The organism is Stenotrophomonas sp. S41 (genome assembly GCF_016624625.1).
Lineage (GTDB): Bacteria > Pseudomonadota > Gammaproteobacteria > Xanthomonadales > Xanthomonadaceae > Stenotrophomonas.
The window spans coordinates 13,072-38,266 of record NZ_JACVTV010000008.1; the positions used below are offsets into that span (position 1 = coordinate 13,072).

General features: G+C 67.5%; 22 protein-coding genes and 1 other RNA gene. 21 read left to right on the forward strand and 2 right to left on the reverse strand.

The window, feature by feature from the left end; translation table 11 throughout:
- Positions 1-30 precede the first annotated feature (30 nt).
- The gene (rsmI, locus tag IAE56_RS03330) at positions 31-849 is read left to right on the forward strand and encodes a 16S rRNA (cytidine(1402)-2'-O)-methyltransferase (RefSeq protein ID WP_200751452.1); all 819 of its coding nucleotides are present in this window, start codon (positions 31-33) and stop codon (positions 847-849) included.
- Between the two features lie 122 nt (positions 850-971).
- An RNA gene (gene rnpB / locus IAE56_RS03335) (RNase P RNA component class A) lies at positions 972-1,323 on the forward strand.
- 100 nt (positions 1,324-1,423) lie between these two features.
- Here the strand turns inward: rnpB and IAE56_RS03340 are convergent.
- The gene (locus IAE56_RS03340) at positions 1,424-2,212 is read right to left on the reverse strand and encodes an NRDE family protein (protein ID WP_200751453.1); all 789 of its coding nucleotides are present in this window, start codon (positions 2,210-2,212) and stop codon (positions 1,424-1,426) included.
- Positions 2,213-2,535: 323 nt separating this feature from the next.
- Between IAE56_RS03340 and mraZ the strand changes: the two genes are divergently transcribed.
- From mraZ to IAE56_RS21215, 16 genes are all read left to right on the forward strand, one after another.
- On the forward strand, positions 2,536-2,982 hold the full coding sequence (mraZ, locus tag IAE56_RS03345; protein WP_004143635.1) for a division/cell wall cluster transcriptional repressor MraZ: 447 nt from the start codon (positions 2,536-2,538) through the stop codon (positions 2,980-2,982).
- A 14-nt stretch (positions 2,983-2,996) separates the two neighbouring features.
- The gene (rsmH, locus tag IAE56_RS03350; protein ID WP_200751454.1) at positions 2,997-3,965 is read left to right on the forward strand and encodes a 16S rRNA (cytosine(1402)-N(4))-methyltransferase RsmH; all 969 of its coding nucleotides are present in this window, start codon (positions 2,997-2,999) and stop codon (positions 3,963-3,965) included.
- Positions 3,962-4,225: a cell division protein FtsL gene (gene ftsL / locus IAE56_RS03355; RefSeq protein ID WP_079220624.1), complete on the forward strand. Its 264-nt coding sequence runs from the start codon at positions 3,962-3,964 to the stop codon at positions 4,223-4,225. Before rsmH ends, ftsL begins: the two co-directional genes overlap by 4 nt.
- On the forward strand, positions 4,222-6,069 hold the full coding sequence (locus IAE56_RS03360; protein WP_200751455.1) for a penicillin-binding protein 2: 1,848 nt from the start codon (positions 4,222-4,224) through the stop codon (positions 6,067-6,069). Before ftsL ends, IAE56_RS03360 begins: the two co-directional genes overlap by 4 nt.
- Positions 6,066-7,574 (forward strand): UDP-N-acetylmuramoyl-L-alanyl-D-glutamate--2,6-diaminopimelate ligase, encoded by a 1,509-nt coding sequence (locus IAE56_RS03365; protein ID WP_200751456.1) that lies wholly within the window; start codon positions 6,066-6,068, stop codon positions 7,572-7,574. The genes IAE56_RS03360 and IAE56_RS03365 overlap by 4 nt, the downstream gene beginning before the upstream one ends.
- Positions 7,571-8,965: a UDP-N-acetylmuramoyl-tripeptide--D-alanyl-D-alanine ligase gene (gene murF, locus IAE56_RS03370; RefSeq protein ID WP_200751457.1), complete on the forward strand. Its 1,395-nt coding sequence runs from the start codon at positions 7,571-7,573 to the stop codon at positions 8,963-8,965. The genes IAE56_RS03365 and murF overlap by 4 nt, the downstream gene beginning before the upstream one ends.
- Complete coding sequence (gene mraY, locus IAE56_RS03375) at positions 8,955-10,040, forward strand: phospho-N-acetylmuramoyl-pentapeptide-transferase (protein ID WP_079220628.1); 1,086 nt, start codon at positions 8,955-8,957, stop codon at positions 10,038-10,040. Before murF ends, mraY begins: the two co-directional genes overlap by 11 nt.
- Positions 10,041-10,042: 2 nt before the next feature.
- Complete coding sequence (gene ftsW, locus IAE56_RS03380; RefSeq protein ID WP_200751458.1) at positions 10,043-11,365, forward strand: putative lipid II flippase FtsW; 1,323 nt, start codon at positions 10,043-10,045, stop codon at positions 11,363-11,365.
- Positions 11,362-12,459 (forward strand): undecaprenyldiphospho-muramoylpentapeptide beta-N-acetylglucosaminyltransferase, encoded by a 1,098-nt coding sequence (gene murG, locus IAE56_RS03385; protein ID WP_200751459.1) that lies wholly within the window; start codon positions 11,362-11,364, stop codon positions 12,457-12,459. Before ftsW ends, murG begins: the two co-directional genes overlap by 4 nt.
- A 40-nt stretch (positions 12,460-12,499) precedes the next feature.
- Positions 12,500-13,936 (forward strand): UDP-N-acetylmuramate--L-alanine ligase, encoded by a 1,437-nt coding sequence (murC, locus tag IAE56_RS03390; protein WP_200751460.1) that lies wholly within the window; start codon positions 12,500-12,502, stop codon positions 13,934-13,936.
- Entirely contained in the window at positions 13,933-14,895 is a 963-nt protein-coding gene (locus tag IAE56_RS03395) for a D-alanine--D-alanine ligase (RefSeq protein ID WP_200751461.1), read from the forward strand. Before murC ends, IAE56_RS03395 begins: the two co-directional genes overlap by 4 nt.
- The gene (locus IAE56_RS03400; protein ID WP_200751462.1) at positions 14,892-15,641 is read left to right on the forward strand and encodes a cell division protein FtsQ/DivIB; all 750 of its coding nucleotides are present in this window, start codon (positions 14,892-14,894) and stop codon (positions 15,639-15,641) included. The genes IAE56_RS03395 and IAE56_RS03400 overlap by 4 nt, the downstream gene beginning before the upstream one ends.
- Positions 15,638-16,873 carry a cell division protein FtsA gene (ftsA, locus tag IAE56_RS03405; protein ID WP_079220634.1) on the forward strand — a complete coding sequence of 412 codons (1,236 nt, stop codon included), beginning with the start codon at positions 15,638-15,640 and terminating at the stop codon, positions 16,871-16,873. The genes IAE56_RS03400 and ftsA overlap by 4 nt, the downstream gene beginning before the upstream one ends.
- A 161-nt stretch (positions 16,874-17,034) precedes the next feature.
- Entirely contained in the window at positions 17,035-18,270 is a 1,236-nt protein-coding gene (gene ftsZ, locus IAE56_RS03410; RefSeq protein ID WP_079220635.1) for a cell division protein FtsZ, read from the forward strand.
- Positions 18,271-18,454: 184 nt separating this feature from the next.
- A complete protein-coding gene (gene lpxC / locus IAE56_RS03415; protein ID WP_079220636.1) occupies positions 18,455-19,366 on the forward strand; it encodes a UDP-3-O-acyl-N-acetylglucosamine deacetylase in 912 nt (303 codons plus the stop codon).
- 18 nt (positions 19,367-19,384) lie between these two features.
- The gene (locus IAE56_RS21215; RefSeq protein ID WP_267912555.1) at positions 19,385-19,516 is read left to right on the forward strand and encodes a hypothetical protein; all 132 of its coding nucleotides are present in this window, start codon (positions 19,385-19,387) and stop codon (positions 19,514-19,516) included.
- A 132-nt stretch (positions 19,517-19,648) separates the two neighbouring features.
- Here the strand turns inward: IAE56_RS21215 and IAE56_RS03420 are convergent, their stop codons facing one another.
- Positions 19,649-20,098 carry a DUF721 domain-containing protein gene (locus tag IAE56_RS03420; RefSeq protein WP_108767755.1) on the reverse strand — a complete coding sequence of 150 codons (450 nt, stop codon included), beginning with the start codon at positions 20,096-20,098 and terminating at the stop codon, positions 19,649-19,651.
- Positions 20,099-20,110: 12 nt separating this feature from the next.
- Between IAE56_RS03420 and IAE56_RS03425 the strand changes: the two genes are divergently transcribed.
- The 3 genes from IAE56_RS03425 (at position 20,111) to IAE56_RS03435 (ending at position 25,130) form a co-directional block, all read left to right on the forward strand.
- On the forward strand, positions 20,111-21,064 hold the full coding sequence (locus IAE56_RS03425; RefSeq protein ID WP_200751463.1) for a M23 family metallopeptidase: 954 nt from the start codon (positions 20,111-20,113) through the stop codon (positions 21,062-21,064).
- Between the two features lie 265 nt (positions 21,065-21,329).
- The gene (gene secA, locus IAE56_RS03430) at positions 21,330-24,062 is read left to right on the forward strand and encodes a preprotein translocase subunit SecA (RefSeq protein WP_200751464.1); all 2,733 of its coding nucleotides are present in this window, start codon (positions 21,330-21,332) and stop codon (positions 24,060-24,062) included.
- Positions 24,063-24,173: 111 nt separating this feature from the next.
- Entirely contained in the window at positions 24,174-25,130 is a 957-nt protein-coding gene (locus IAE56_RS03435) for a Nudix family hydrolase (RefSeq protein WP_200751465.1), read from the forward strand.
- Positions 25,131-25,195: the final 65 nt, after the last annotated feature.

Below are 25,195 nucleotides of genomic sequence, written 5' to 3' on the forward strand. Positions count from 1 at the left end.
TTCTACCCTTGCCCCGTGAGTACCGCTGAAATGAGTGTGCCAACCCTGTATGTCGTCGCCACGCCGATCGGCAACCTGGCCGATCTGAGCCCGCGCGCGCAGGAGGTGCTGCGCTCGGTGGCGGCCATCTGTGCCGAAGACACCCGCCGCAGCGGCCAGCTGCTGTCCCATTTCGGCATCCAGCAGCCGCTGGTGGCCCTGCACGAGCACAACGAAGAGGCCCTGTCGCAGCGCCTGGTGGCGCGCCTGCAGGCCGGCGAGTCGCTGGCGCTGGTGAGCGATGCCGGCACGCCGCTGGTCAGTGATCCCGGCTTCCGCCTGGTCCGCGCCGCGCGCGCGGCCGGCATCAAGGTCAGCCCCATCCCCGGTGCCTGCGCGGCCATCGCTGCGCTCAGCGTGGCTGGCCTGCCCAGCGATCGCTTCAGCTTCGAGGGCTTCCTGCCGGCCAAGGCCAGCGGCCGCCGCGACCGCCTGCAAGCGCTGGCCGGCGAAGTGCGCACGATGGTGTTCTACGAATCCTCGCACCGCATCGCCGAATCGCTGGCGGACATGTCGGCGATCTTCGGCGCCGAGCGCCCGGCGGTGCTGGCACGCGAGCTGACCAAGCTGTTCGAGACCGTGCTGGATGGTGATCTGGCCGGCCTGCTGGCCAGGGTCGAGGCCGACGAGAACCAGCGCAAGGGCGAGTTCGTGGTGATGGTGCAGGGCGCCGGCGATGACGCCGAAGCGCAGCTGGCGCACGGTCGCCACGTCTACGCCAAGCTGAGCGAGCACCTGCCGCCGTCGACTGCCGCCAAGCTGGCCGCCGAACTGACCGGCGCCCCGCGCAAGGCGTTGTACGGCAGCTGATGAGGGGCGCAGCCACGCATGGCGTGGCTCTACTGTAGATCCACGCCATGCGTGGATGGATGAACCGCGTGCCGCGATCAACACGGCAGAAAAGGGCTGCGTAGGCTAGAATGCGCGTTGGCGGAGCCGGCCAGACAGTCGCGTCATCCCTTCGGGGGTGCCGAGGAAAGTCCGGGCTCCATAGGGCAAGGTGCCAGGTAACGCCTGGGCGGCGCAAGCCGACGGAAAGTGCAACAGAAAGATACCGCCTACGTCTTCTTCGGAAGGCCGGCAAGGGTGAAATGGTGCGGTAAGAGCGCACCGCGAGTCTGGTAACAGACCGGCACGGCAAACCCCACCTGGAGCAAGACCAAATAGGGATCCATTGGCGCGGCCCGCGTTGGATCCGGGTAGGTTGCTTGAGCGTTGCGGCGACGTAACGCCTAGAGGAATGACTGTCCACGACAGAACCCGGCTTATCGGCCGGCTCCGCCTCCATTTCTCAGATCGGCGATGCCATCCACGCATGGCGTGGATCTACTGGGCGTGCAGTCATCCACGCATGGCGTAGGCAGTCGAGCAAGCTCGACTCTACCTAGAACGCGACGCGGCTCTCGCCCAGGAATACGCCCTGCGCGCCAAAGCGGCGTTCGTGCATCTGTCCATGGCCCTCGGCATCGATCAGCAGCACGGTGCTGGCACGCGTGCCGTAGTCGTCGCCGCGGATGAAGGCCGGGCTCAGCCAGCGCTCGCGTTCAAGGCCGATGCCGGTGTCGGGCAGGTCGCTGTCGGCGGGGCGGTGTTCGTCGGCGAGGGCATTCCATAAGGGGGTCAGAGCCCTTTCGCTTTGCGAAAGGGATCCGACCCCGTCGGCGGCCCCGTCGTCGTCCAGCCAGGTCGAGAGTGCGGCCATCAGCCGGCGGGTCTTCGGCCAGGGCGCGTCCAGGGCGCCGTTGGACATGCCGTGTACGCCCGGTCCCAGCGTCTGGCGCTCGGCAGGATGGTTGCCCAGGTACTCGAGGCTGTCGCTATCGGCCAACAACAGGTTGAACGGAGCATATGCCGCGGCGATGCCGGCCAGGCGGTCCATGTGCACGGCGGCCGGTTCGCGGCCGCGCAGGAAATCGGCCACCAGCGCACCACGCGAAGGACCGGCCTGGGCGGCCAGCGGGTCACGCACGTTGGTGACCACGGCCATGCGCCCGGCACGGCCTGCACCGGCCCAGCCACCGCCCGAACGCAGGTCGCGTCCGCCGATGATGGACGGCTCGTCCTGCCAGGGGGCGAGGGCCGCGGTCGGGCGGGCGTGGAACTCATCGCGGTTGCCGGTCATCACCAATCGCCAGTGCGGGTGACGTAACCAGCCAAGAGCAAGCAGGCACATGGCGTCATTGTGCCCGGTTTGCGCAGTCCGACGCCGCTTTCAGCCCGTCCTGGATGAATGCGCAAGCCATGTTTCACGCCGTCTCCACACCCCTGAACTTCTGTTCAATCTCAAAAATTGAGACGGATCAGCAACTTGTGGATAAGCCTTGAACAATTCTCTAAACATTGCCGCAAGCCATTGATGTGGCTGGCGATTTCCCCGCTGAAAAGTTGTTGACAACCCTAGGGCCGCTGCTAAGGTGGGCATCAGAGGGAAAACCGGGTGTTTTGTGGGTTTTCGTGGTTCAATGTTTCACCGGGCGAAGGAAGGGTGCACGCGTCGTGTTCCAGGGCGAGACGGCCATCACAGTTGACGATAAAGGACGCATGGCGGTTCCCACCGCCTACCGCGACCTCGTCGCGCGTGCCAGCAACAACCGTCTTGTTTTGACCTACAACCCGTTCGAAGCCGGCTGCCTGTGGCTGTATGCCGAGTCGGAATGGGAACGGGTCCGCGACGACGTGATGTCCAAGCCCAACACCCAGCGCGTCGTGCGCCTGTTGCAGCAGAAGCTGGTCGGCTCGGCCGCCCACCTGGAGCTGGACGGCAACGGTCGTATCAGCATTCCCGCCAGCCACCGCGGTGCGGTGGGCATTGAAAAAAAGGCGGTATTGCTCGGTATGGGCGACAAATTCGAATTGTGGAGCGAGCAGGCGCATCGTGCCCTGATCCAGCAGACATTGTCTGACGAGGATCTGGGTGATGGGTTGCTCGACCTGAAGTTGTGAGCCGGGGTGCCCGGATGCGCCCAGAAGCGCAGACCGGTCACCTTCCGGTGTCGCAGTCGCCGGCGGTGCACCTGCCGGTCCTGTACACCCAGGTCATTGACGGCCTGAGGGTGATCGAAAACGGACGTTATCTGGATGGCACGTTCGGTCGTGGCGGTCATGCACGCGGCGTGCTCACCCAGTTGGGCCCGGAGGGGCGCCTGCTGGTCATGGACAAGGATCCGGAAGCCATCGCCGTGGCCGAGCGCGACTTCGCGCCGGACCCGCGCGTGTCCATCTTCCGTGGCAGCTTCGCCCAGCTGCTGCAGTGGGATGCGACGGCCGACGGCCTGGATGGCGTGCTGTTCGACCTCGGCGTGTCCTCGCCGCAGCTGGACGTGGCCGAGCGTGGTTTCAGCTTCGGCAAGGACGGCCCGCTGGACATGCGCATGGACCCGGACAGCGGCGAAAGCGCGGCGCAGTGGATCAACCGCGTCGAAGACCGCGAGATTGCCGAAGTGCTGTGGACCTACGGCGAAGAGCGGCAGAGCCGCCGCATCGCCCGTGCCATCGTCGCCCGCCGCGAGAAGCAGCCCTTCACCCGCACTGGCGAACTGGCCGAGCTGATCGCCTCGGTGATGCCGCGTGGCAAGGACAAGATCCACCCGGCCACGCGCAGCTTCCAGGCCATCCGTATCCACATCAACCGCGAGCTGGCCGATCTGGAAGCCGGGCTCGATGCGGCCGTGGAACGGCTCAAGCCCGGTGGCCGCCTGGCGGTGATCAGCTTCCATTCGCTGGAAGACCGCATCGTCAAGCAGTACATGAACCGCCTGGCCAAGGCGCCGCCGGCCAACCGCCGCCTGCCCGAGGCCGTCGCCTTCGTGCCGACCCTGGACCTGATCGGCGGTGCCATCAAGGCCACCGATGAAGAACTGGCCGCCAACCCGCGTGCCCGCAGCGCCGTGCTGCGCGTGGCACAGAAGCGGGAGGCCGATGCATGAGCCGGCTGCTGCTGATCATCCTGTTGGCCTGCACCGTGGCCTCGGCGATCGGCGTCGTGTTCGTGCGTCACCGTCATCGGCAGACGTTCATCGAGCTGTCGCGTGCCGAGCGCACGCGTGATGACATCAACCTGGAGTTCGGCCGCCTGCAGCTGGAGCAGGCCACCCTGGCCGAAGCCAACCGCGTCGACCGCGTGGCCCGCGAGAAGCTGGGCATGAAGTTCCCTGAAGCCGCCGACGTGGTGGTGGTGCGCCCATGAGCAAGACCGGCCGCAACCGCCCGCGCAACGCCTTCAACCTGCGCCAGCGCCTGCGCTGGGTCGCCCTGGCGCTCGGCCTGTGCTCGGTGTCGCTGGTCGGTCGCGCGGCCTACGTGCAGATCATCAACAGCGACTTCTACCAGCGCCAGGGTGAGGCACGTTACCTGCGCGAGCTGCCGATCAAGACCTCGCGCGGCATGATCACCGACCGCAATGGTGAGCCGCTGGCGGTGTCGACCCCGGTCGCCTCGATCTGGGTGAACCCGCAGGACCTGCTGCGTGCACCGGACCGCATCCCCGAGCTGGCCCAGGCGGTCGGCATGTCGGTGGACGAGCTGAGCAGCCGCCTGTCGCAGAAGTCGGACAAGGAATTCATGTACCTGCGCCGCCGGATCAATCCGGACGACGCGGAGAAAGTGGTCGCGCTGAAGATTCCGGGCGTGGCCGCACAGCGCGAGTTCCGTCGCTTCTACCCGCAGGGTGAGGCGATGGCGCACGTGCTGGGCTTCACCAACATCGATGACCGCGGCCAGGAAGGGCTGGAGCTGGCCTTCGACGAATGGCTGCGCGGCAAGGCCGGCGCCAAGCGGGTGATCCGCAACCGCAAGGGCGAAACGGTGGAGAGCGACCTGCTGCGCGCCGCCGAGCCGGGCAAGGACCTGACCCTCAGCATCGACCGCCGCATCCAGTACCTGGCCTTCAAGGAACTGCGCAACGCGCTGGTGGCCAACAAGGCGGCCGGCGGTTCGATGGTGATCATGGACGTGGCCACCGGCGAGATCCTGGCCATGGTCAACCTGCCGACCTACAACCCGAATTCGCTGAACGGTGCAGTGCCGGACACGCGCCGCAACCGCGCCGTGACCGACCTGGTCGAGCCGGGTTCGACGATGAAGCCGCTGACCATCGCCACCGCGCTGCAGTCCGGTGCGGTGACCAAGGACACCATCATCGATACCAACCCGGGCTACATGCAGGTCGCCCGCTTCACCATCCGTGACGTGCCGCGCAACAACGGCGTGCTCAACGTCACCGGGGTGATCACCCGCAGTTCGAACATCGGCGCCGCCAAGATCGCTGCGAAGATGACCGACCAGACCTTCTATGACGGCGTACGTCGTTTCGGCTACGGCTCGGTGCCGCACAGCGGTTTCCCCGGTGAATCCGGTGGTGTGGTGCGCCGCCCGGGCAACTGGGATGGCGCCACCAAGACCACCATGTCCTACGGTTACGGCCTGAACGTGACGCCGCTGCAGATCGCGACCGCGTACTCGGCGCTGGCCAACGGCGGCAAGCTGATCGCCCCGACCTTCGTCAAGGGCCAGCGCAACGAAGGCAAGCAGATCATCGACGAGAGCGTGGCCAAGGAAGTCGTGGCCATGATGGAAACGGTGGTGACCCAGGGCGGCGCCAAGCAGGCAGCCGTGCTGGGCTACCACGTGGCCGGCAAGACCGGTACCGCGCGCAAGGCCGGCCCGGGCGGTTACGAGCGTGGCCACTACAACTCGCTGTTCGCCGGCGTGGTGCCCGCCACCAACCCGCGCTTCGCCACCGTCATCGTCATCAACGACCCGCAGGGCGGCAAGTTCTACGGCGGCCTGGTGTCGGCGCCGGTGTACCACAACGTGATGGAAGGCACCCTGCGCCTGATGGACGTCCCGCTGGACGACCTGCAGTCGTGGCTGGCTGCCCAGCAGTCCGGAAAGATGGGGCATTCGGCCTCCATCCTGCCGGCGCCGCCGGCCGAGGCCGCGCTGCCGGCCGATGCCGCCGCCGAATTCGACGCCGCGCTGCCCAGCGCGCAGAACCATGTGCCGGCCCCGCCCGCGGGAGGCACGCAATGAGTCCTTCGATGTTGCTTTCGCAGTTGCTTCCGGATGTTGCCCTGGCGGGCAACGATCCCGTTCTGACCGGCCTGGTGCTGGACAGCCGTGCCGTGCGCCCCGGCAATGCCTTCGTCGCCATCGCCGGTTTCGGTGCGCATGGCCTGGGCTTTGTCGAACAGGCGCGCGCGGCCGGTGCCAGCGCCATCCTGTTTGAACCGCCGGCCCCGGCCGAGCTGCCGGCCCCGGCTGATGCCATCGCCGTGCCGGGCCTGCGCGCACGCCTCGGCGCCATGGCCGACCAGTTCCATGGTGCGCCCTCGCGTGCGATGACGATGGTGGGGGTGACCGGCACCAACGGCAAAACCTCCACCGTGCAGCTGCTGGCCCAGGCCTGGCACCTGCTCGGTACGCCCAGTGGCAGTATCGGCACGTTGGGCGCCGGACTTTATGGCGCGGTCGAGCCGACCGGCTTCACCACCCCGCTGGTGCTGCAGATGCATGCGCTGCTGGCGCAGCTGCGCAACGACGGCGCACGTGCGGTGGCGATGGAAGTCAGCTCGCACGCGCTGGACCAGGGCCGCGTGGATGCCGTGCACTACGACGTGGCGGTGTTCACCAACCTCACCCGCGATCACCTGGATTACCACGGTGACATGGCCAGCTACGGCGCGGCCAAGGCACGCCTGTTCCACCGCCCGGGCCTGAAGGCCGCGGTGGTGAACCTGGATGATGCCTTCGGTCGTGAACTGTTCGCAGGCCTGCCGGCCAGCGTGCAGGCCATCGGCCTGAGCTCGCGCGGTGCCGCCGGTGCCAGCGTGCGTGCCGAAGGCCTGCAGCTGGATGGTCGCGGCATCGGCTTTGAACTGGTCATCGACGGCGCGCGCGCTGCGGTGCAGTCGCCGCTGCTGGGCCGCTTCAACGTGGACAACCTGCTGGCCGTGGCCGGTAGCCTGCATGCACTGGGCGAACCGATCGAGCGCATCGCCGAAGTGCTGTCGGCACTGCAGCCTATCCGTGGCCGCATGAACCGCCTCGGCGGTGAAGACGGCCTGCCCACCGTGGTGGTCGACTACGCACACACCCCCGATGCGCTGGAACAGGCGCTTGAAAGCCTGCACGGCCACCTGCAGGGCACGCTGTACTGCGTGTTCGGCTGTGGTGGCGAGCGCGATACCGGCAAGCGCCCGCAGATGGCCGCCATCGCCGAGCGCCTGGCCAACCAGGTCATCGTCACCGACGACAACCCGCGTGGCGAAGACGGCGACGTGATCGTGGCCGACATCCTCGCCGGTTTCACCGATGCCTCCGCCGTGACCGTGCAGCGCAGCCGCGCGCGTGCGATCGGCCTGGCAGTGAAGCGCGCCGGTGCGGGCGACATCATCCTGATCGCCGGCAAGGGCCACGAGCCCTACCAGGAGGTCAACGGCGTGCGCCATGACTTCGACGACACCGAAGTGTCGGCCGCCGCGCTGGCTGCGAAAGCCGGTGTGCTGGCAGCACAGGCAGGGGAGGGCATCGCATGAAGCGCACCCTGCTTTCGCTGATCGCGCACTGGGCCGGTGGTGAGATCCACGGCGACGACGTGGCCATCGATGCGGTCAGCAATGACACCCGCAGCCTGGGCGCCGGCAGCCTGTACGTGGCCCTGCGCGGCGAGCGTTTCGACGGCCATGACTTCGCCGCCGATGCGCAGGCGCGTGGCGCGAGCGCGCTGCTGGTCGAGCGCCTGCTGCCGCTGGATGTGCCGCAGGTGCTGGTGGCTGACAGCGAACTGGCCCTGGCCAGGATTGCCGCCGGCATGCAGCGCGACCGCGACACCGAGGTGTTCGCGATCACCGGCAGCAACGGCAAGACCAGCGTCAAGAGCCTGCTGCTGGCGATCCTGCAGCAGGTGGCCGAGCACGCGCACAAGGTGGTCTACGCCAACCCGGGCAACCGCAACAACGAGATCGGCCTGCCGCTGGCGGTGATCGATGCCCCGGAAGATGCCGACTACGCCGTCTACGAGATGGGCGCCGGCAAGCCGGGCGACATCGCCTACCTGACCGACATCGCCCGCCCGCGCTATGCGCTGGTCAACAACATCGCCCCGGCGCACCTGGAACGCATGGGCAGCCTGCTCGGCGTGGCGGTGACCAAGGGCGCGATCTATGCCGCGCTGCCGGCCGATGGCGTGGCCGTCATCAATGTCGACGATGCCTACGGCCGCTGGTTCGAACAGCATTTCATCGGTACCCCGGCGCGCTGCCGGGTGCTGCGCTATGGCCTGGACCACAGCGCCGACGTCACCGCGCGCGACATCCGCGCCGGTGCGCAGGGCAGCCAGTTCACCCTAATCGCGCCGCAGGGCGAGGTCCGCATCGCACTCGGCCTGCCGGGCCGGCACAACGTCAGCAATGCGCTGGCCGCGGCCAGCCTGGCGCTGGGCGCCGGCATCGACCTGGCCCTGGTGGCGTCGGGCCTGGCTGCGGCGCAGCCGGTGCCGGGCCGCCAGATCGCCCACCAGCTGCGCAGCGGCGCGGTGCTGGTGGACGACAGCTACAACGCCAACCCCGGTTCGCTGGCCGCCGCCATCGATGCCCTGGCTGCCGCCCCGGAAGAGGGCTGGCTGGTGCTGGGCGACATGCGCGAGCTGGGCCCGGACGCCGAAGCCCTGCACGCGCAGGCCGGCCTGCGCGCACGTGCCGCCGGCCTCAAGCGCCTGTATGCACTGGGCCCGCTCAGTGCCGCCGCCGCCACCGCCTTCGGCGAAGGCGGCCGTCATTTCGCCACCCATGACGCGCTGTCGCAGGCGCTGAAGGACGAGCTGCACGCTGGCGTGCGCTGCCTGGTCAAGGGTTCCCGTGGCAGCGCCATGGACACGATTGTCAAAGCGCTGCTGGCGCAAGGAGAGGAATCCCCGCATGTTGTATGAACTGGCTCGATGGTTGCAGCAGTTGGAGAGCCTGTTCGGGCTGTTCAACTACCAGACGTTCCGCGCCATCCTTGCCGCGCTGACGGCCCTGTTCCTGTCGCTGTGGCTCGGCCCGGCGGTGATCCGCCGTCTTGCCCAGTTCAAGGGCGGCCAGCCGATCCGTACCGACGGCCCGCAGACCCACTTCGTCAAGGCCGGCACGCCCACCATGGGCGGTTCGCTGATCCTGCTCACCGTCACCCTGTCGGTGCTGATGTGGGCCGACCTGCGCAACCGCTACGTGTGGCTGGTGCTGGCCGTCATGCTGTGCTTCGGCGCCATCGGCTGGTACGACGACTGGATCAAGATCGTGCGCCGCGACCCGAACGGCCTGGCCTCGCGCTGGAAGTACCTGCTGCAGTCGATCTTCGGCCTGGCTGCTGGCATCTTCCTGCTGCAGACCGCCGACGTGCCGGCCGCGCTGACCTTCTACATCCCGATGTTCAAGTCGATCGCGCTGCCGCTGGCTGGCATCAGCTTCGTGGCCATCGCCTACTTCTGGATCGTCGGCTTCTCCAACGCGGTCAACCTGACCGACGGCCTGGATGGCCTGGCGATCATGCCCACCGTGCTGGTGGCCTGCGGCCTCGGCGTGTTCGCCTACGCCTCGGGCAACGTGGTGTTCGCCAACTACCTGCAGATCCCGCAGATTCCTGGTGCCGGTGAACTGGTCATCATCTGCGCGGCCATCGCCGGCGCGGGCCTCGGCTTCCTGTGGTTCAACACCTACCCGGCCATGGTCTTCATGGGCGACATCGGCGCACTGGCGCTGGGCGCGGTGCTGGGCACGATCGCGGTCATCACCCGCCAGGAGCTGGTGCTGGTGATCATGGGCGGCGTGTTCGTCATCGAAACGCTGTCGGTGATGATCCAGGTGGCCTCGTTCAAGCTGACCGGCAAGCGCGTGTTCCGCATGGCGCCGATCCACCACCACTTCGAGCTGAAGGGCTGGCCGGAGCCGCGCGTGATCGTGCGCTTCTGGATCATCTCGGTCGTGCTCGTGCTGATCGGCCTTGCCACCCTGAAGGTGCGCTGAGAATGAACGACCTGTCCCGCCAGGCAACACGCCTCGAAGCCATCGAAGGCAGCTACGACAAGTGGCTGCTGGGCGCGATTATCGCGCTCACGGGCATTGGCGTGGTGATGGTGGCGTCCAGCTCGATCGCACTGATGAGCAGCCCGTTCTACTACCTCAACCGCCACCTGATCTTCCTGGCGGTGGGCATCGTGCTGGCGGTCGTGGCCGCCCGCACCGAGCTGAAGTCGATCGAGCAGTACAACCAGATCCTGCTGCTGGGCTGCTTCGTGCTGCTGCTGGCGGTGTTCACGCCGGGCCTGGGCAGCACGGTCAACGGCGCGCGCCGCTGGATCAACCTGGGCATTTCCAAGTTCCAGACGGTCGAAGCGGTGAAGGTGCTCTACATCGTCTGGCTGTCCAGCTACCTGGTGCGTTTCCGCGACGAGGTCAATGCGACCTGGCCGGCGATGCTCAAGCCGCTGGGCGTGGCCGGTGCGCTGGTCGTGCTGCTGCTGCTGCAGCCCGACTTCGGTTCGTCCACCCTGCTGCTGGCGATCACCGCCGGCATGCTGGTGCTGGGCGGGGTGAACATGCCGCGCATGTCGATGCCGGTGATCATCGGCCTGGTCGGCATGAGCGCGCTGGCGATCATCGAGCCGTACCGCATGCGCCGCATCACCTCCTTCCTCGACCCGTGGGCCGACCAGCAGGGTGACGGCTACCAGCTGTCCAACGCGCTGATGGCCGTGGGCCGTGGCGAGTGGACCGGCGTCGGCCTGGGCAACTCGGTGCAGAAGCTGTACTACCTGCCCGAAGCGCATACCGACTTCATCTTCTCGGTCACCGCCGAGGAATTCGGCTTCCTGGGCACCTGCACCATCGTCGCCCTGTACGCGCTGCTGGTCGGCCGCACCTTCTGGCTGGGCATGCGCTGCGTGGAAATGAAGCGCCACTTCTCCGGCTACATCGCCTTCGGCATCGGCCTGTGGATCAGCATGCAGACCTTCGTCTCGATCGGCGTGAACCTGGGCATCCTGCCGACCAAGGGCCTGACCCTGCCGCTGATCTCCTCGGGCGGTTCGTCGGTGCTGATGACCTGCGTGGCGATGGGCCTGCTGCTGCGCGTGTCCTATGAACTGAAGCGCGCCGAGCGCCGCCAGGCCGTGCGCATCGGCGGTGGCGAAGAGGCCGCGGGTGCGCCCCTGGCTGAACCGGCTGCACCGGCCGCTGCCACCAGCGCGCCGAAGGCTGCCGAACCGGTGGCTGCCGCTGCGCCGACCGCTGCACGTGGCACCAGCCGCCTGCAGTCGCGCATCGAACCGACCTTCGGGAGGCTGTCATGAGCACTGCCTCCACGAACAACACCAACGCCCGCCCGGTGATGATCCTGGCCGGCGGTACCGGTGGCCACATCTTCCCCGGCCTGGCCGTGGCCCGCGTGCTGCGCCAGCGTGGCGTGCCGGTTACCTGGATGGGCGCCGACGGCGCGATGGAAACCCGCCTGGTGCCGCAGCACGACATCCCGGTCGACACCCTGGCCATCACCGGCCTGCGCGGCAAGGGCAAGCTGGCCCTGCTGGGTGCACCGTGGCGGCTGATGCGCGCGCTGCGTGCGGCCGGCATGATCATCCGCAAGCGCCAGCCGCGCGCCGTGGTCGCCTTCGGTGGCTTCGCCTCCGGCCCCGGTGGCATCGCCACCCGCCTGCACGGCCTGCCGCTGCTGGTGCACGAACAGAACCGTGCGCCGGGCATGACCAACCGCATCCTGTCGCGCTACGCGCGCCGCCTGCTGACCGGTTTCCCGGGCACCTTCGCCAAGCGCGAAGAGTTCGTCGGCAACCCGGTGCGCGCGGAAATCGCCGCCATCGCGCCGCCGGAACAGCGCTTCGCCGATCGCCAGGGGCCGCTGCGCCTGCTGGTGGTGGGCGGCAGCCAGGGCGCACGCGCGCTCAACACCGGCGTGCCGCAGGCGATTGCCGCGCTGGCAGGCACCGTGCAGGTACAGGTGCGCCACCAGAGCGGCGAGAAGCTGCATGGCGAAGCCGTGCAGGCCTATGCCGAGGCTGGCGTGCAGGCTGAGATCACCCCGTTCATCGCCGACATGGCCGATGCCTTCGCCTGGGCTGACCTGGTGGTGTGCCGTGCCGGCGCGTCCACCCTGGCCGAGCTGTGCGCGGTGGGCGTGGGCAGCGTGCTGGTGCCGTTCCCCGCTGCCGTCGACGATCACCAGACCCGCAATGCGGAGTACCTGGTCGAGCGCGATGCGGCCGTGTTGCTGAAGCAGGATGGAACGCTGGCCGACGGCATTGCCGCACTGCTGCGCGAACTGTCCGAAAATCCCGCCCGCCGCATGCAGATGGCGCAAGCCGCGCGTGCCCTGGCCAAGGTCGATGCCGCCGAGCGCATCGCCGATATCATTCTCGAGGAAGCTGTATGAAGAAGGCCCGCTACTGCGCCTGCCACGCGCGAGGCCGCGCATGATCCGCCGCCTGCACGACACCAACGACCTGGTGCGCGCGTTCCCGCGCGTGCATTTCGTCGGCATCGGCGGTACCGGCATGAGCGGCATTGCCGAAGTGATGCTGACGCTGGGCTATGAAGTGTCCGGTTCGGACAACGCCGACAACGCGGCCACCCGCCGCCTGGCCGGCCTGGGTGCACGCATCATGCGTGGCCACTCGGCCGCCAACGTGCTGGGCACCGACTGCGTGGTGGTCTCCAGCGCCATCCGCGAAGACAACCCGGAACTGATGGAAGCGCGCAGCCAGCGCATTCCGATCATGCCGCGCGCGGCGATGCTGGCCGAGCTGATGCGCTTCCGCCGCGGCATCGCCGTGGCCGGCACGCACGGCAAGACCACCACCACCAGCCTGACCGCGGCGGTGCTGAGCGAAGGTGGCCTGGACCCGACGTTCGTGATCGGTGGCCAGCTGCTGGCCGCCGGTGCCAACGCCAAGCTGGGCGGTGGCCAGTGGCTGGTGGCCGAGGCCGACGAAAGCGACGGCAGCTTCCTGCGCCTGAACCCGCTGATGTCGATCATCACGAACATCGATGCCGACCACCTGGAAAACTACGGCAACGACTTTGCCCGTGTGCAGGCGGCGTTCGCCGAGTTCCTGCAGCGCCTGCCGTTCTACGGCCTGGCCGTGCTGTGCATCGACGACCCGGAAGTGGCCGCGCTGGCCGCCAAGACCCCGCGCCACGTGATGAGCTACGGCATGAGCCCGCAGGCCGACGTGCGCGCCGAGAACGTGGTGCAGGAAGGGTCGCGCATGCGCTTCACCCTGCGCCTGCCGCAGGGCACCAGCCAGGAAGTCGTGCTGGCCCTGCCGGGCAAGCACAACGTGTTGAACGCACTGGCCGCTGCGGCGGTGGGCTGGCAGCTGGGCGTGGCCCCGGATGCGATCGCCCGCGCGCTGGAAAGCTTCGCCGGCGTCGGCCGCCGCTTCAACGACCTGGGGGAAGTGACCACGGCCAGTGGCGCCAAGGTGCGCATCATCGACGACTACGGCCATCACCCGAGCGAGCTGGAAGCGGTGTTCGCCGCCGCGCGCGGTGGCTGGGCCGACAAGCGTCTGGTGGTGGCCTTCCAGCCGCACCGCTACAGCCGTACCCGCGACCAGTTCGACAAGTTCGCTGCCGTGCTGTCCAGCGTCGATGCGCTGGTGCTGAGCGAGGTCTACCCGGCCGGCGAGGAGCCGATTGCCGGTGCCGATTCGCATGCCCTGGCCCGCGCCATCCGTGCGCGCGGCCGCAGCGAGCCGGTGGTGGTGGGCAAGGCCGCCGAGCTTGCCAGCGTGCTGCCGGACGTGCTGCAGGACGGTGACCTGCTGCTGATGATGGGTGCCGGTGACATCGGCGCCGTCGCCAGCCAGATCGCCGTGGAAGGTTTCAAGGCGGAGGGCCAGGCGTGAGCACGCTGACCTTCCCGCCGCTGCGCGCCACCGCCCCGGCCGTGTTCGGCCGCGTCGCGGTGCTGCTCGGTGGCAGTTCCAGCGAACGCGAGGTGTCGCTGGATTCGGGCCGCAACGTGCTCGAAGCCCTGCAGTCGCGCGGCGTCGATGCGTTCGCCGTGGATGGCATTCCGGCGCTGGCCAAGGCGCTGGCCGCCGGCGGCGTCGACCGCGTGTTCAACATCCTGCACGGCCACAACGGTGGCGGTGAGGACGGCATCGTGCAGGGCCTGATGGACGCCTTCGGCGTGCCGTACACCGGTTCGGACGTGCTGGGCTCGGCGCTGAGCATGGACAAGATCCGCACCAAGCAGGTGTGGCTGTCGCTGGGCCTGCCGACCCCGCAGTACCGCAAGGTGACCGCGGAGAACGTGCACGCCAACGCGGCCGAGCTCGGCCTGCCGGTGGTGGTCAAGCCGGCCAACGAAGGTTCCAGCGTGGGCATCAGCCGGGTGACCGACGACGCCGGCCTGGACGAAGCGGTGGCCCTGGCCGCGCGCTACGACGGCCAGCTGCTGATGGAACAGATGGTGGTGGGCGACGAACTGACCGTGGCCATCCTCGGTGATGTCGCGATGCCGTCGATCCGCATCGTGCCCAAGGGCCAGTGGTACGACTACAACGCCAAGTACATCGCCGAGGACACCCAGTACCTGTGCCCGGGCCTGGACGGGGCAGACGAAGAAGAAATCCGCCGCATCGCCCTGGCCGCGTTCCGCGCCGCCGGCTGCCGTGGCTGGGGCCGCGTGGACGTGATGCGTGACCGCACCAGCGGCCGTTTCTTCCTGCTGGAAGTGAACACCGCGCCGGGCATGACCAGCCACTCGCTGGTGCCCAAGGCCGCGGCACAGGCCGGCATCGGTTTCGAGGAACTGGTGTGGCGCGTGCTGGAACAGACCCTGGAGGCATCGCACGCATGAACGCGGTGCTGCGCATCTTCGTCTGGCTGTTGGCCCTGTCGGTGGTTGCACTGCCGGTGGTGGCCGTGGTCAATGGCTGGGTCGGCGCTGAGCGCTGGCCGCTGGCGAAGCTGCGCGTGCACGGTGAGTTCAAGCGGGTGCCGCCGGAACAGCTGCAGCAGGTGCTGCTGCCGTACGCACATGCGGGCTTCTTCGCGGTCAAGCTGCAGGATGCGCAGGACGCCCTGGAAAAGCTGCCGTGGGTGGAAAGCGCGCAGGTGCGCAAGCAGTGGCCGGACGTGCTGGAAGTGACCCTGGTCGAGCACAAGCCGTTCGCACGCTGGGGCGAAGGCCGCCTGCTTTCCGAGCAGGGCAAGCTGTTCCCCACGCCGAAGAAACTGGCCGACCTGCAGCTGCCCGAGCTGGATGGCCCGGACAGCCAGACCGAAGAAGTGGTGAAGCTGTACAACGATGCGCGCGCGCTGTTCGCACCGGCCGGTGTGGACGTGCGCCGCCTGACCATGGATGCACGCGGCAGCTGGTCGCTGCTGCTGAGCAATGGCACCGAAGTGGTGGTCGGCCGTGACGATGCCCGCTCGCGCCTGCAGCGCTTCGTGCGCGTGCTGCCGCAGCTGGCCAACCAGGCTGCGCCGATCGAGCGCGCCGACCTCCGATACACCAATGGTTTCACCCTGAGCTGGGGAACGCCGGCCACGCCGGCCGGCGCACCCGCGACCCCGGCCAAACGAACGCAGGAAAGGACATGAATCGCAAGGGTGACAAATCGCTGATCGTCGGCCTGGATATCGGCACCTCCAAGGTGGTGGCGCTGGTGGGCGAGTATTCGCCGGGCAACCCGATCGAAGTGATCGGCATCGGCTCGCACGAATCGCGCGGCCTCAAGCGCGGCGTGGTGGTGGACATCGAATCGACCGTGCAGTCGATCCAGCGTGCGGTGGAAGAAGCCGAGCTGATGGCCGGCTGCGAGATCCGCTCGGTGTACGCCTCCATTTCCGGCAACCACGTGCAGTGCAAGAACTCGCCCGGCATCGTGCCGATCCGCGACGGCGAAGTGACCTGGGGTGACCTGGATCGCGTGCTGGATGCGGCCAAGGCGGTGGCGATCCCGGCTGACCAGAAGATCCTGCATGCGATCCCGCGCGAGTACGTGCTGGACGATTCGCAGGAAGGCATCCGCAACCCGGTCGGCATGACCGGCGTGCGCCTGGAAGTGCATGCCCACCTGGTGGTCTGCGCGCAGTCCGCGGCGGCCAACATCAGCAAGTGCGTGCAGCGCTGCGGCCTGCAGGTGGACGACCTGGTGCTGTCCTCGCTGGCCTCCAGCGTGGCGGTGCTGACCGCCGACGAAAAGGAACTGGGCGTGGTGCTGGTCGACATGGGCGCCGGCACCACCGACATCGCCGTGTTCGTGCAGGGTGCGATCTGCCACACCGCGTCGCTGCCGATCGCCGGCGACCACGTGACCAACGACATCGCGCACATGCTGCGCACGCCGACCCCGGAAGCCGAGCAGATCAAGGTGCGCTACGCCTGCGCCCTGGCCCAGCTGGCCACCGCCGAGGAAAGCATCCAGGTGCCGTCGGTGGGCGACCGTCCGCCGCGCCGCATGCCGCGCCATTCGCTGGCGCAGGCAGTGCAGGGCCGTTACGAAGAGATCTTCGAGATGGTGCAGGCCGAACTGCGCCGCTCCGGTTTCGAGGAACTGGTGCGCGCCGGCCTGGTGCTGACCGGTGGTGCTTCGAAGATGGAAGGCGTGGTCGAACTGGCCGAGGAAATGCTGCAGATGCCGGTGCGCGTGGGTATTCCGCAGCACGTCACCGGCCTCGGCGAAGTGGTGGGCAACCCGGTGCATGCCACCGGCGTGGGCCTGCTGCTGATGGGCAGCCAGAACGAGCATCCGCGCCGGCCGTCGCTGCCGACCGGACGCGCGGGCAGCATGTTCAAGAAACTCAAGACCTGGTTCCGCGGCGAATTCTGACGCGGAACCTGCATCACCCGGGTCCGCCCGGTTGCAATACCGGCAACACGACGCAACAACGCAACACACAACCCACACAGCCGCATCGGCAACATGACGCGAAAAGGCAGGAGGCCTGAACGCCCATGCCACCGACAAGCGGATACAACGAGGACACGGACATGGCGCATTTTGAACTGATCGAAAAGATGGCACCCAATGCGGTGATCAAGGTGGTTGGCGTGGGCGGCGGCGGCGGCAATGCCGTGGCGCACATGGTCAACTCGGCAGTGGATGGTGTGGAATTCATCACCGCCAACACCGACTCGCAGGCCATCAAGAATTGCGGTGCCAAGCTGCAGCTGCAGCTGGGTACCAACGTGACCAAGGGCCTGGGCGCAGGCGCGAACCCGGAAGTCGGCCGCCAGGCTGCTCTGGAAGACCGTGAGCGCATCATGGACGCCCTGCAGGGCGCGGACATGGTGTTCATCACCGCCGGCATGGGCGGCGGCACCGGCACCGGCGCTGCACCGGTGGTGGCACAGCTGGCCAAGGAAATGGGCATCCTGACCGTGGCCGTGGTCACCAAGCCGTTCCCGTTCGAAGGCCGTCGCCGCATGCAGGTCGCGCTGAAGGGCATCGAAGAGCTGAGCCAGCACTGCGACTCGCTGATCACCATCCCGAACGAGAAGCTGATCACCGTGCTGGGCCGCAACGCCACCATGATCCAGGCCTTCCGTGCCGCCAACGACGTGCTGCAGGGCGCCGTGCAGGGCATCGCCGACCTGATCGTGCGTCCGGGCCTGATCAACGTCGACTTCGCCGACGTGCGCACCGTCATGTCCGAAATGGGCCTGGCGATGATGGGTACCGGCACCGCACGTGGCGATGACCGCGCGCAGGCCGCTGCCGAAGCCGCCATCCAGAACCCGCTGCTGGACGATGTGAACCTGGCCGGTGCCAACGGCATCCTGGTCAACATCACCGCCGGTGCCGACTTCACCATGGCCGAGTTCGACGAGATCGGCCGCACCATCGATGGCTTCGCTTCGGAAGACGCCACCGTGGTGGTGGGTACCGTGCTCGACCCGGACATGCAGGACGAAGTGCGCGTGACCGTGGTGGCCACCGGCCTGAACCGCGTGTCGGCCAGCAAGAGCCAGCGCCCGGGCGAACGCGCGCCGATCAAGCTGGTGCGCAACGCGACCACCGGCCAGCCGGAATTCGGCGACTTCGACAACGGTGGCGACGCCGTGTCCAAGGCCGTCGGCGGCATGGGTCTGGGCCTGCGTCGTGCCAGCAGCGACAGCGTGGCCGCGTCGACCCCGTCGGCACCGGCCTCTTCGGCCCCGGCGTCGGCTGAACTGCCGAACGATTACCTGGACATCCCGGCCTTCCTGCGCCGCCAGGCGGACTAAGCGGAGCTGCCCGGGGCTTGTCCCCCCCGGGTTGCGCCACCATGTCCAGAAAATGCGGGCGCCGGGCCAGGATGGGCCCGGCCGCCTTGCTTCACGCGTGTCCCACCGGCAGCCTCCAGGGGTGTTTCAGCCGGGGTATGGGGACGTGCGTGTTAATCTAGCGTGTCACTTCCGGTCTACCCCCATGATCCAGCAACGCACCCTCAAGAACACGATCCGCGCCACCGGCGTTGGCCTGCACAGCGGTGACAAGGTCTACATGACCCTGCGCCCGGCACCGGTCAACCATGGCATCGTGTTCCGGCGCGTGGATCTGGACCCGGTGGTGGAAGTGCCGGCCAAGGCCGAACTGGTCACCGAAGTGACCCTGTGCACCGGCCTGACCTGCAACGACGCCAAGATCCAGACCGTCGAACACCTGATGTCGGCACTGGCCGGCCTGGGTGTGGACAACATCATCGTCGAACTGTCCTCGGCCGAGCTGCCGATCATGGACGGTTCGTCCGGCCCGTTCGTGTTCCTGCTGCAGTCGGCGGGCATCGTGGAACAGGACGCGCCCAAGCGCTTCATCCGCGTGCTGAAGACCGTGGAAGTGACCGAGGGCGACAAGGTCGCCCGCTTCACCCCATACGAGGGTTACAAGCTGGGCTTCACCATCCAGTTCGACCACCCGATGATCCCGGCCAAGCAGTCGCGCCAGGAAATCGAGTTCTCGACGATGGCCTACACCAAGGAAATCTCCCGCGCGCGCACCTTCGGCTTCATGCGCGACCTGGAGTACATGCGCGAGCGCAACCTGGGCCTGGGCGGTTCGATGGACAACGCCATCGTGCTGGACGAGTTCCGCGTGCTCAACGAAGACGGCCTGCGCTACGCCGACGAATTCGTGCGCCACAAGATCCTCGATGCGATCGGTGACCTCTATCTGGCCGGTGGCCAGGTGCTGGGCGCCTACGAGGGCTTCAAGTCCGGCCACGCACTCAACAACAAGCTGGTGCGGGCGCTGATGGCCGATGCCACCGCCTGGGAATGGGTGACCTACGAGTCGCCGACCGCCGAAGATCCGGTGGTGTACGCCGTGCCGGCCTACGCCTGACCGTTCCAGGTTGTTGAAATGCAAGAAGAAAACGCCGCCTTCCAGGGCGGCGTTGTCGTTTCCGGGCAGGGCTGGCTGAATGGCGCAGCGCGTAAAGCGACGGTCGGCTGCGGATCACGGTTTTGTGAACCTGACCGCTTTGAAGCCTGAATATAACGATTATTTAACAACAATCTAACGACTCGACCACCCGGGACGGCTAGGATGCGACCCGGCCCCCGAAAATGTTTCACGCTGCGGTGACACGCGCGACGGGGATCGGAGCTGGATGCTCCGTTGTCCTCAGGACCCTTGCTTCGGTTTGACCGGGGCATCCTGCAGGGCCGCCAAGGCGTCGCGTAGCCCTTTGTGCGTGGCGGCTGAAACTGCGTGGGGGCCATTCCGGTTGTCGTGCGCTGGGGAGCGCGTGGGAGTGGGAGACGCAGTCTTGATGGTCACCTTGGTGGCCTTCAGCCCGATGGACCGGGCCGCGTCGAGCAACTGGGCTTCGGCAAGCCGCAACTTGGCATGCCAGACCGGTGATTCGACGAGAAAAACGAGGTGTTCCCCGTCCACATTGGCCAGCCGGCAACGGTTGCGCAACGCGGGCGGTAACTGGGGGCGCAACTGACGGTCCAGCGCATCGAGCCACAAGGCACGGCGCAGAGGGTTCCCGCTTTTGTCCGCCATCACTGCATCCAGTGCCGGTTTCGGCCTGGACGCGGGACGAACGCTGGATTTCGGCTCAGACATGAAAACTCACTGATGGCATTCAAAAAGATCGTAATCAAAACGCGTGAAGGGCAGGCCAAATCGCCGATCGCGCGTCTGCGGTTCTATTTCGAGGACCGCCCCCGCGCCCTGCTGGGCAGCGTGCTCGGGGTAGGCTGCATTATCGGCCTTGCCGGCGGCATTGGCGCCAGCGCGCTCAATGATTCGCGCCTGCAGGCCAAGGTCGACCGCCAGGAAGCTGAACTGGCCAAGGTCCAGCGCGATGCGCAGACCCAGGTCAACGCCCTGGCCGCCCGCCTGGGCGAGCTGCAGGCACAGGCCACCCGCCTGAACGCCCTCGGCGAGCGCCTGACCCAGATGGGCAAGCTGGAAGACGGCGAGTTCGACTTCAACGAGATCCCCGGTCTGGGTGACGGCGATGCCGGCGGCCCGACCTCGGACATCCCGGTCAAGGACGTCAACGCCGACTTACAGGTGCTGGAGCAGCGCTTTGCTGCTTCAGGCCGCCAGTTGTCGGTGATGGAATCGCTGATGTTCGACCACCAGCTGCAGCAGAACGCCGTGCCCTCGCGCATGCCGATCCGCAACAGCTACGTGACCTCCGGCTTCGGCACCCGTGCCGATCCGTTCGGACGCGGTGCCGCCACCCACAAGGGCATGGATTTCCACGCCAAGGTGGGCGACCCGGTGATGTCCGTGGCCGATGGCGTGGTCAGCTTCTCCGGCGTGAAGGGCGGCTACGGCAACGTGGTCGACGTTGACCACGGCAACGGCTACGTGACCCGCTACGCGCACAATTCGCGCCTGGTGGTGAAGGTCGGTGACCTGGTTCGTGCCGGCCAGGAAGTGGCCAAGGCCGGTTCCACCGGCCGCTCGACCGGTGCCCACGTGCACTTCGAGGTCTGGGAAAACGGCAACGTGGTCAACCCGCGCAAGTTCCTCGGCGACGGCGGCAACACCCCGGTCGGCCGCATCAGCCGCGGTTGAACCCTGGTTGGGGGTAGCGCGGGGCCATGCCCCGCGAGCGCGCAGCGCGGTGAACCGATAGAGACCGCCGGGCATGGCCCGGCGCTACCGGTTTGCCAGATCCGGGACGATTGTGACCGGATCAGTGCTTGAAACCCCTCGCGGTCGTCCCAAGCTACAATGGGTGTTGCCATCGACAGGGCGCCAGGCGCCCTGTTTCGTTTGCGGCGGACGGATCCCCAGGGGGAAGACCGGGCCGCTGTGTCCATCCAACCCGGTTCCTTCAATGATCAACAGCCTGCTTACCCGCGTATTTGGCAGTCGTAATGAACGACAGCTGCGCCAGCTCAACCGCATCGTCGCCAAGATCAATGCGCTGGAGCCGGAGATCGAGAAGCTTTCCGACGAGCAGCTGCAGGCCAAGACGCCGGAGTTCAAGCAGCGCATCGCCGGTGGTGAAGCCCTGGACAAGGTGTTGCCGGAAGCGTTCGCGGTCTGCCGCGAAGCCGGCCGCCGCGTGCTGGGCATGCGCCACTACGACGTGCAGCTGATCGGCGGCATGGTGCTTCACCTGGGCAAGATCGCAGAAATGCGCACCGGTGAAGGCAAGACCCTGGTCGCGACCCTGCCGGTGTACCTCAACGCGCTGGAAGGCAAGGGCGTGCACGTGGTCACCGTGAACGACTACCTGGCCCGCCGCGACGCCGCCCAGATGGGCAAGCTGTACAACTGGCTGGGCCTGAGCGTGGGCGTGGTCTACCCGGGCATGCCGCACAGCGACAAGCGCGAAGCGTATGCCTCGGACATCACCTACGGCACCAACAACGAATTCGGTTTCGACTACCTGCGCGACAACATGGCGCTGTCCAAGGCCGACCGCTACCAGCGCGGCCTGCACTACGCCATCGTCGACGAAGTCGACTCCATCCTGATCGACGAAGCGCGTACCCCGCTGATCATCTCCGGCCCGGCCGACGATTCCCCGGAGCTGTACATCCGCGTCAACCGCGTCGTGCCGAACCTGGTCAAGCAGGAAGCGGAAGACGGCGAGGGCGACTTCTGGGTGGACGAGAAGGGCAAGCAGGTGCACCTGTCCGAAGCGGGCATGGAGCACGCCGAGCAGCTGCTGGTGGAAGCCGGCATCCTCGACGGCGAGACCGAAGGCCTGTACGCGCCGCAGAACCTGACCGTGGTCCACCACCTCAACGCCGCCCTGCGCGCGCACGCCATCTACCAGCGTGACGTGGATTACATCGTGCGCGACGGCGAAGTGGTCATCGTCGACGAATTCACCGGCCGTACCCTGTCCGGTCGCCGCTGGTCCGACGGCCTGCACCAGGCCGTGGAAGCGAAGGAAGGCGTGCCGGTCCAGCGCGAGAACCAGACGCTGGCAAGCATCACCTTCCAGAACCTGTTCCGCATGTACAAGAAGCTGTCCGGCATGACCGGTACGGCCGATACCGAAGCGTTTGAATTCCAGAGCATCTATGGCCTGGAAGTGGTGGTCATCCCGACCAACCGCCCGACCATCCGCAAGGACAGCCCGGACCAGGTGTTCCTCAACCGCAAGGGCAAGTTCAATGCGGTCCTGGCCGACATCGAAGAGTGCGCCAAGCGCGGCCAGCCGGTGCTGGTGGGTACCACCTCGATCGAAACCTCGGAAATGCTGTCCGAGCACTTGAGCAAGGCCGGCGTGAAGCACGAAGTGCTCAACGCCAAGCAGCACGACCGCGAAGCGACCATCGTCGCCAACGCCGGTCGTCCGGCCGCGGTGACCATCGCCACCAACATGGCCGGCCGTGGTACCGACATCGTGCTGGGTGGTTCGCTGGAAGCGGAAATCCACGAACTGGGCGAGGGCGCGACCGACGAGCAGAAGGCGGCGGTCAAGGCCGAATGGCAGAAGCGCCATGACGCGGTGAAGGCCGCCGGCGGCCTGCACATCGTCGGCACCGAGCGCCACGAATCGCGCCGTATCGACAACCAGCTGCGTGGCCGTTCGGGCCGCCAGGGTGACCCGGGTTCGTCCCGCTTCTACCTGTCGCTGGAAGACAACCTGATGCGCATCTTCGCCTCCGACTGGGTGCAGAAGGCCATGCGCATGATGGGCATGAAGGAAGACGACGTCATCGAGGACCGCCTGGTCAGCCGCCAGATCGAAAAGGCGCAGCGCAAGGTCGAGGCCCACAACTTCGACATCCGCAAGAACCTGCTGGACTTCGACGACGTCAACAACGACCAGCGCAAGGTGATCTACGCCCAGCGCGACGAGCTGCTGGACGCCGAATCGGTGAAGGACAACGTCGATGGCATCCGCGACGACGTGATCTTCGATGTCGTCGCCCGCTTCGTGCCGCCGAACTCGGTGGACGAGCAGTGGGACCTGCGTGGCCTGGAAGCGACCCTGGAGTCGGACTTCGGCCTGCAGATGTCGCTGGTGGACATGGTCAAGTCGCACGAGGAACTGGACGCCGAAGGCATCGCTGCCAAGGTGCTGGAGCGCGTCAACCAGCACTTCGCCGAGAAGGAAGCCGGCGTGGGCGAGGAAACCATGCGTGCGCTGGAAAAGCACGTGATGCTGACCGTGCTCGACCAGAGCTGGAAGGAACACCTGGCCCGCATGGACTACCTGCGCCAGGGCATCTACCTGCGTGGTTACGCGCAGAAGCAGCCCAAGCAGGAGTACAAGAAGGAAGCCTTCGAGCTGTTCTCGGACATGCTGGAGAACGTCAAGCGCGAAGTGGTGACCCTGCTGGCCCGCGTGCGCATCCGCAGCGACGAGGAAGTGCAGGCGCTGGAAGCAGCCGAACGGCAGCAGGTGGAAGCCCGCCTGAGCCAGTCGCAGTTCCAGCACCAGGACGCCGGCAGCTACAGCGCCGACGAGGAAGCGGCACAGGTGGAAGCCGCGCAGCAGGGGATGAACCCGCTGCAGCGTGACGAGCCGAAGATCGGCCGCAACGATCCGTGCCCCTGCGGCAGTGGCAAGAAGTACAAGCACTGCCACGGCCAGCTGAGCTGACCCCAGGAAGCCCCGCGAAAGCGGGGCTTCTTCGTTATGGCCGGGGCGATGGCCGCGCCGGGCCGGAGCCCGGCATTGCGCGGCGCCCTGCCGATTCGGCATCCTGTCCCCATGCCTTCCCCGAAACGATCGATCCATGTCGTGGCCGGCGTCATCACCGACGCCCGTGGCCGCATCCTGCTCAACCGCCGTACCGAGAACCGCGACATGGCCGGCCTGTGGGAATTCCCGGGCGGCAAGCGCGAGGCCGGCGAGACGTCCGAACAGGCGCTGGTGCGTGAACTGCGCGAGGAGCTCGGCATCGAGGCCGAGATCGGCGAGTGGATCATGGACGTGCCGCAGCACTACCCGGACAAGCACCTGACCCTGGACGTGCGGCACATCCGCAGCTGGAAGGGCACCCCGCGCGGGCGCGAGGGCCAGGCCATCACCTGGGTGGCGCCGGACAAGCTGGGCCGCTATTCGATGCCGCCGGCCGACCTGCCGGTGGTAGCCGCGCTGCGGCAACCGGACCGTTACCTGATCACCCCGGCGCCGGAGGACGGCGAGCACGGGCCGCAGCGCTGGCAGGACCAGCTGCAGGAGGCGGTGGCCGCGGGCCAGCAGCGCATCCAGCTGCGCCTGCCGGCCGCGCACCCGCAGCGGCAGGCGTTGATCGAACAGGCCCTGCGGGCACACCGCCAGGGCGTGCAGTGGCTGCTCAACCGCGATATCGAACTGGCCCGCACCCTGGGCGTCGGTGTTCACCTGGGCAGCGAACAGCTGGCGACCCTGCAGGAACGCCCGCTGCCAGCCGGGCAGCTGGTGGCTGCCTCCTGCCACGACCTGGCGCAGCTGCAGGCGGCGCAGCGGCTGGGCTGCGATTTCGCCGTGCTGGGCCCGGTGCTGGCCACGGCCAGCCATCCCGATGCCACGCCGCTGGGCTGGGAGGCGTTCGCCGCGCTGCGCGCGCAGGTGTCATTGCCGATCTACGCGCTGGGCGGGCTGGATGCCGGCCACGTCAGCCAGGCCCGCCGCCACGGCGGCCAGGGCATCGCCGCGATCCGCGGCCTGTGGCCGGGCGGGTAGCGCGGTGCTTCTGGCCTTCCGCCGGGCATGGCCCGGCGCTACCACAGGGTCGGCCGCCCGCTGTC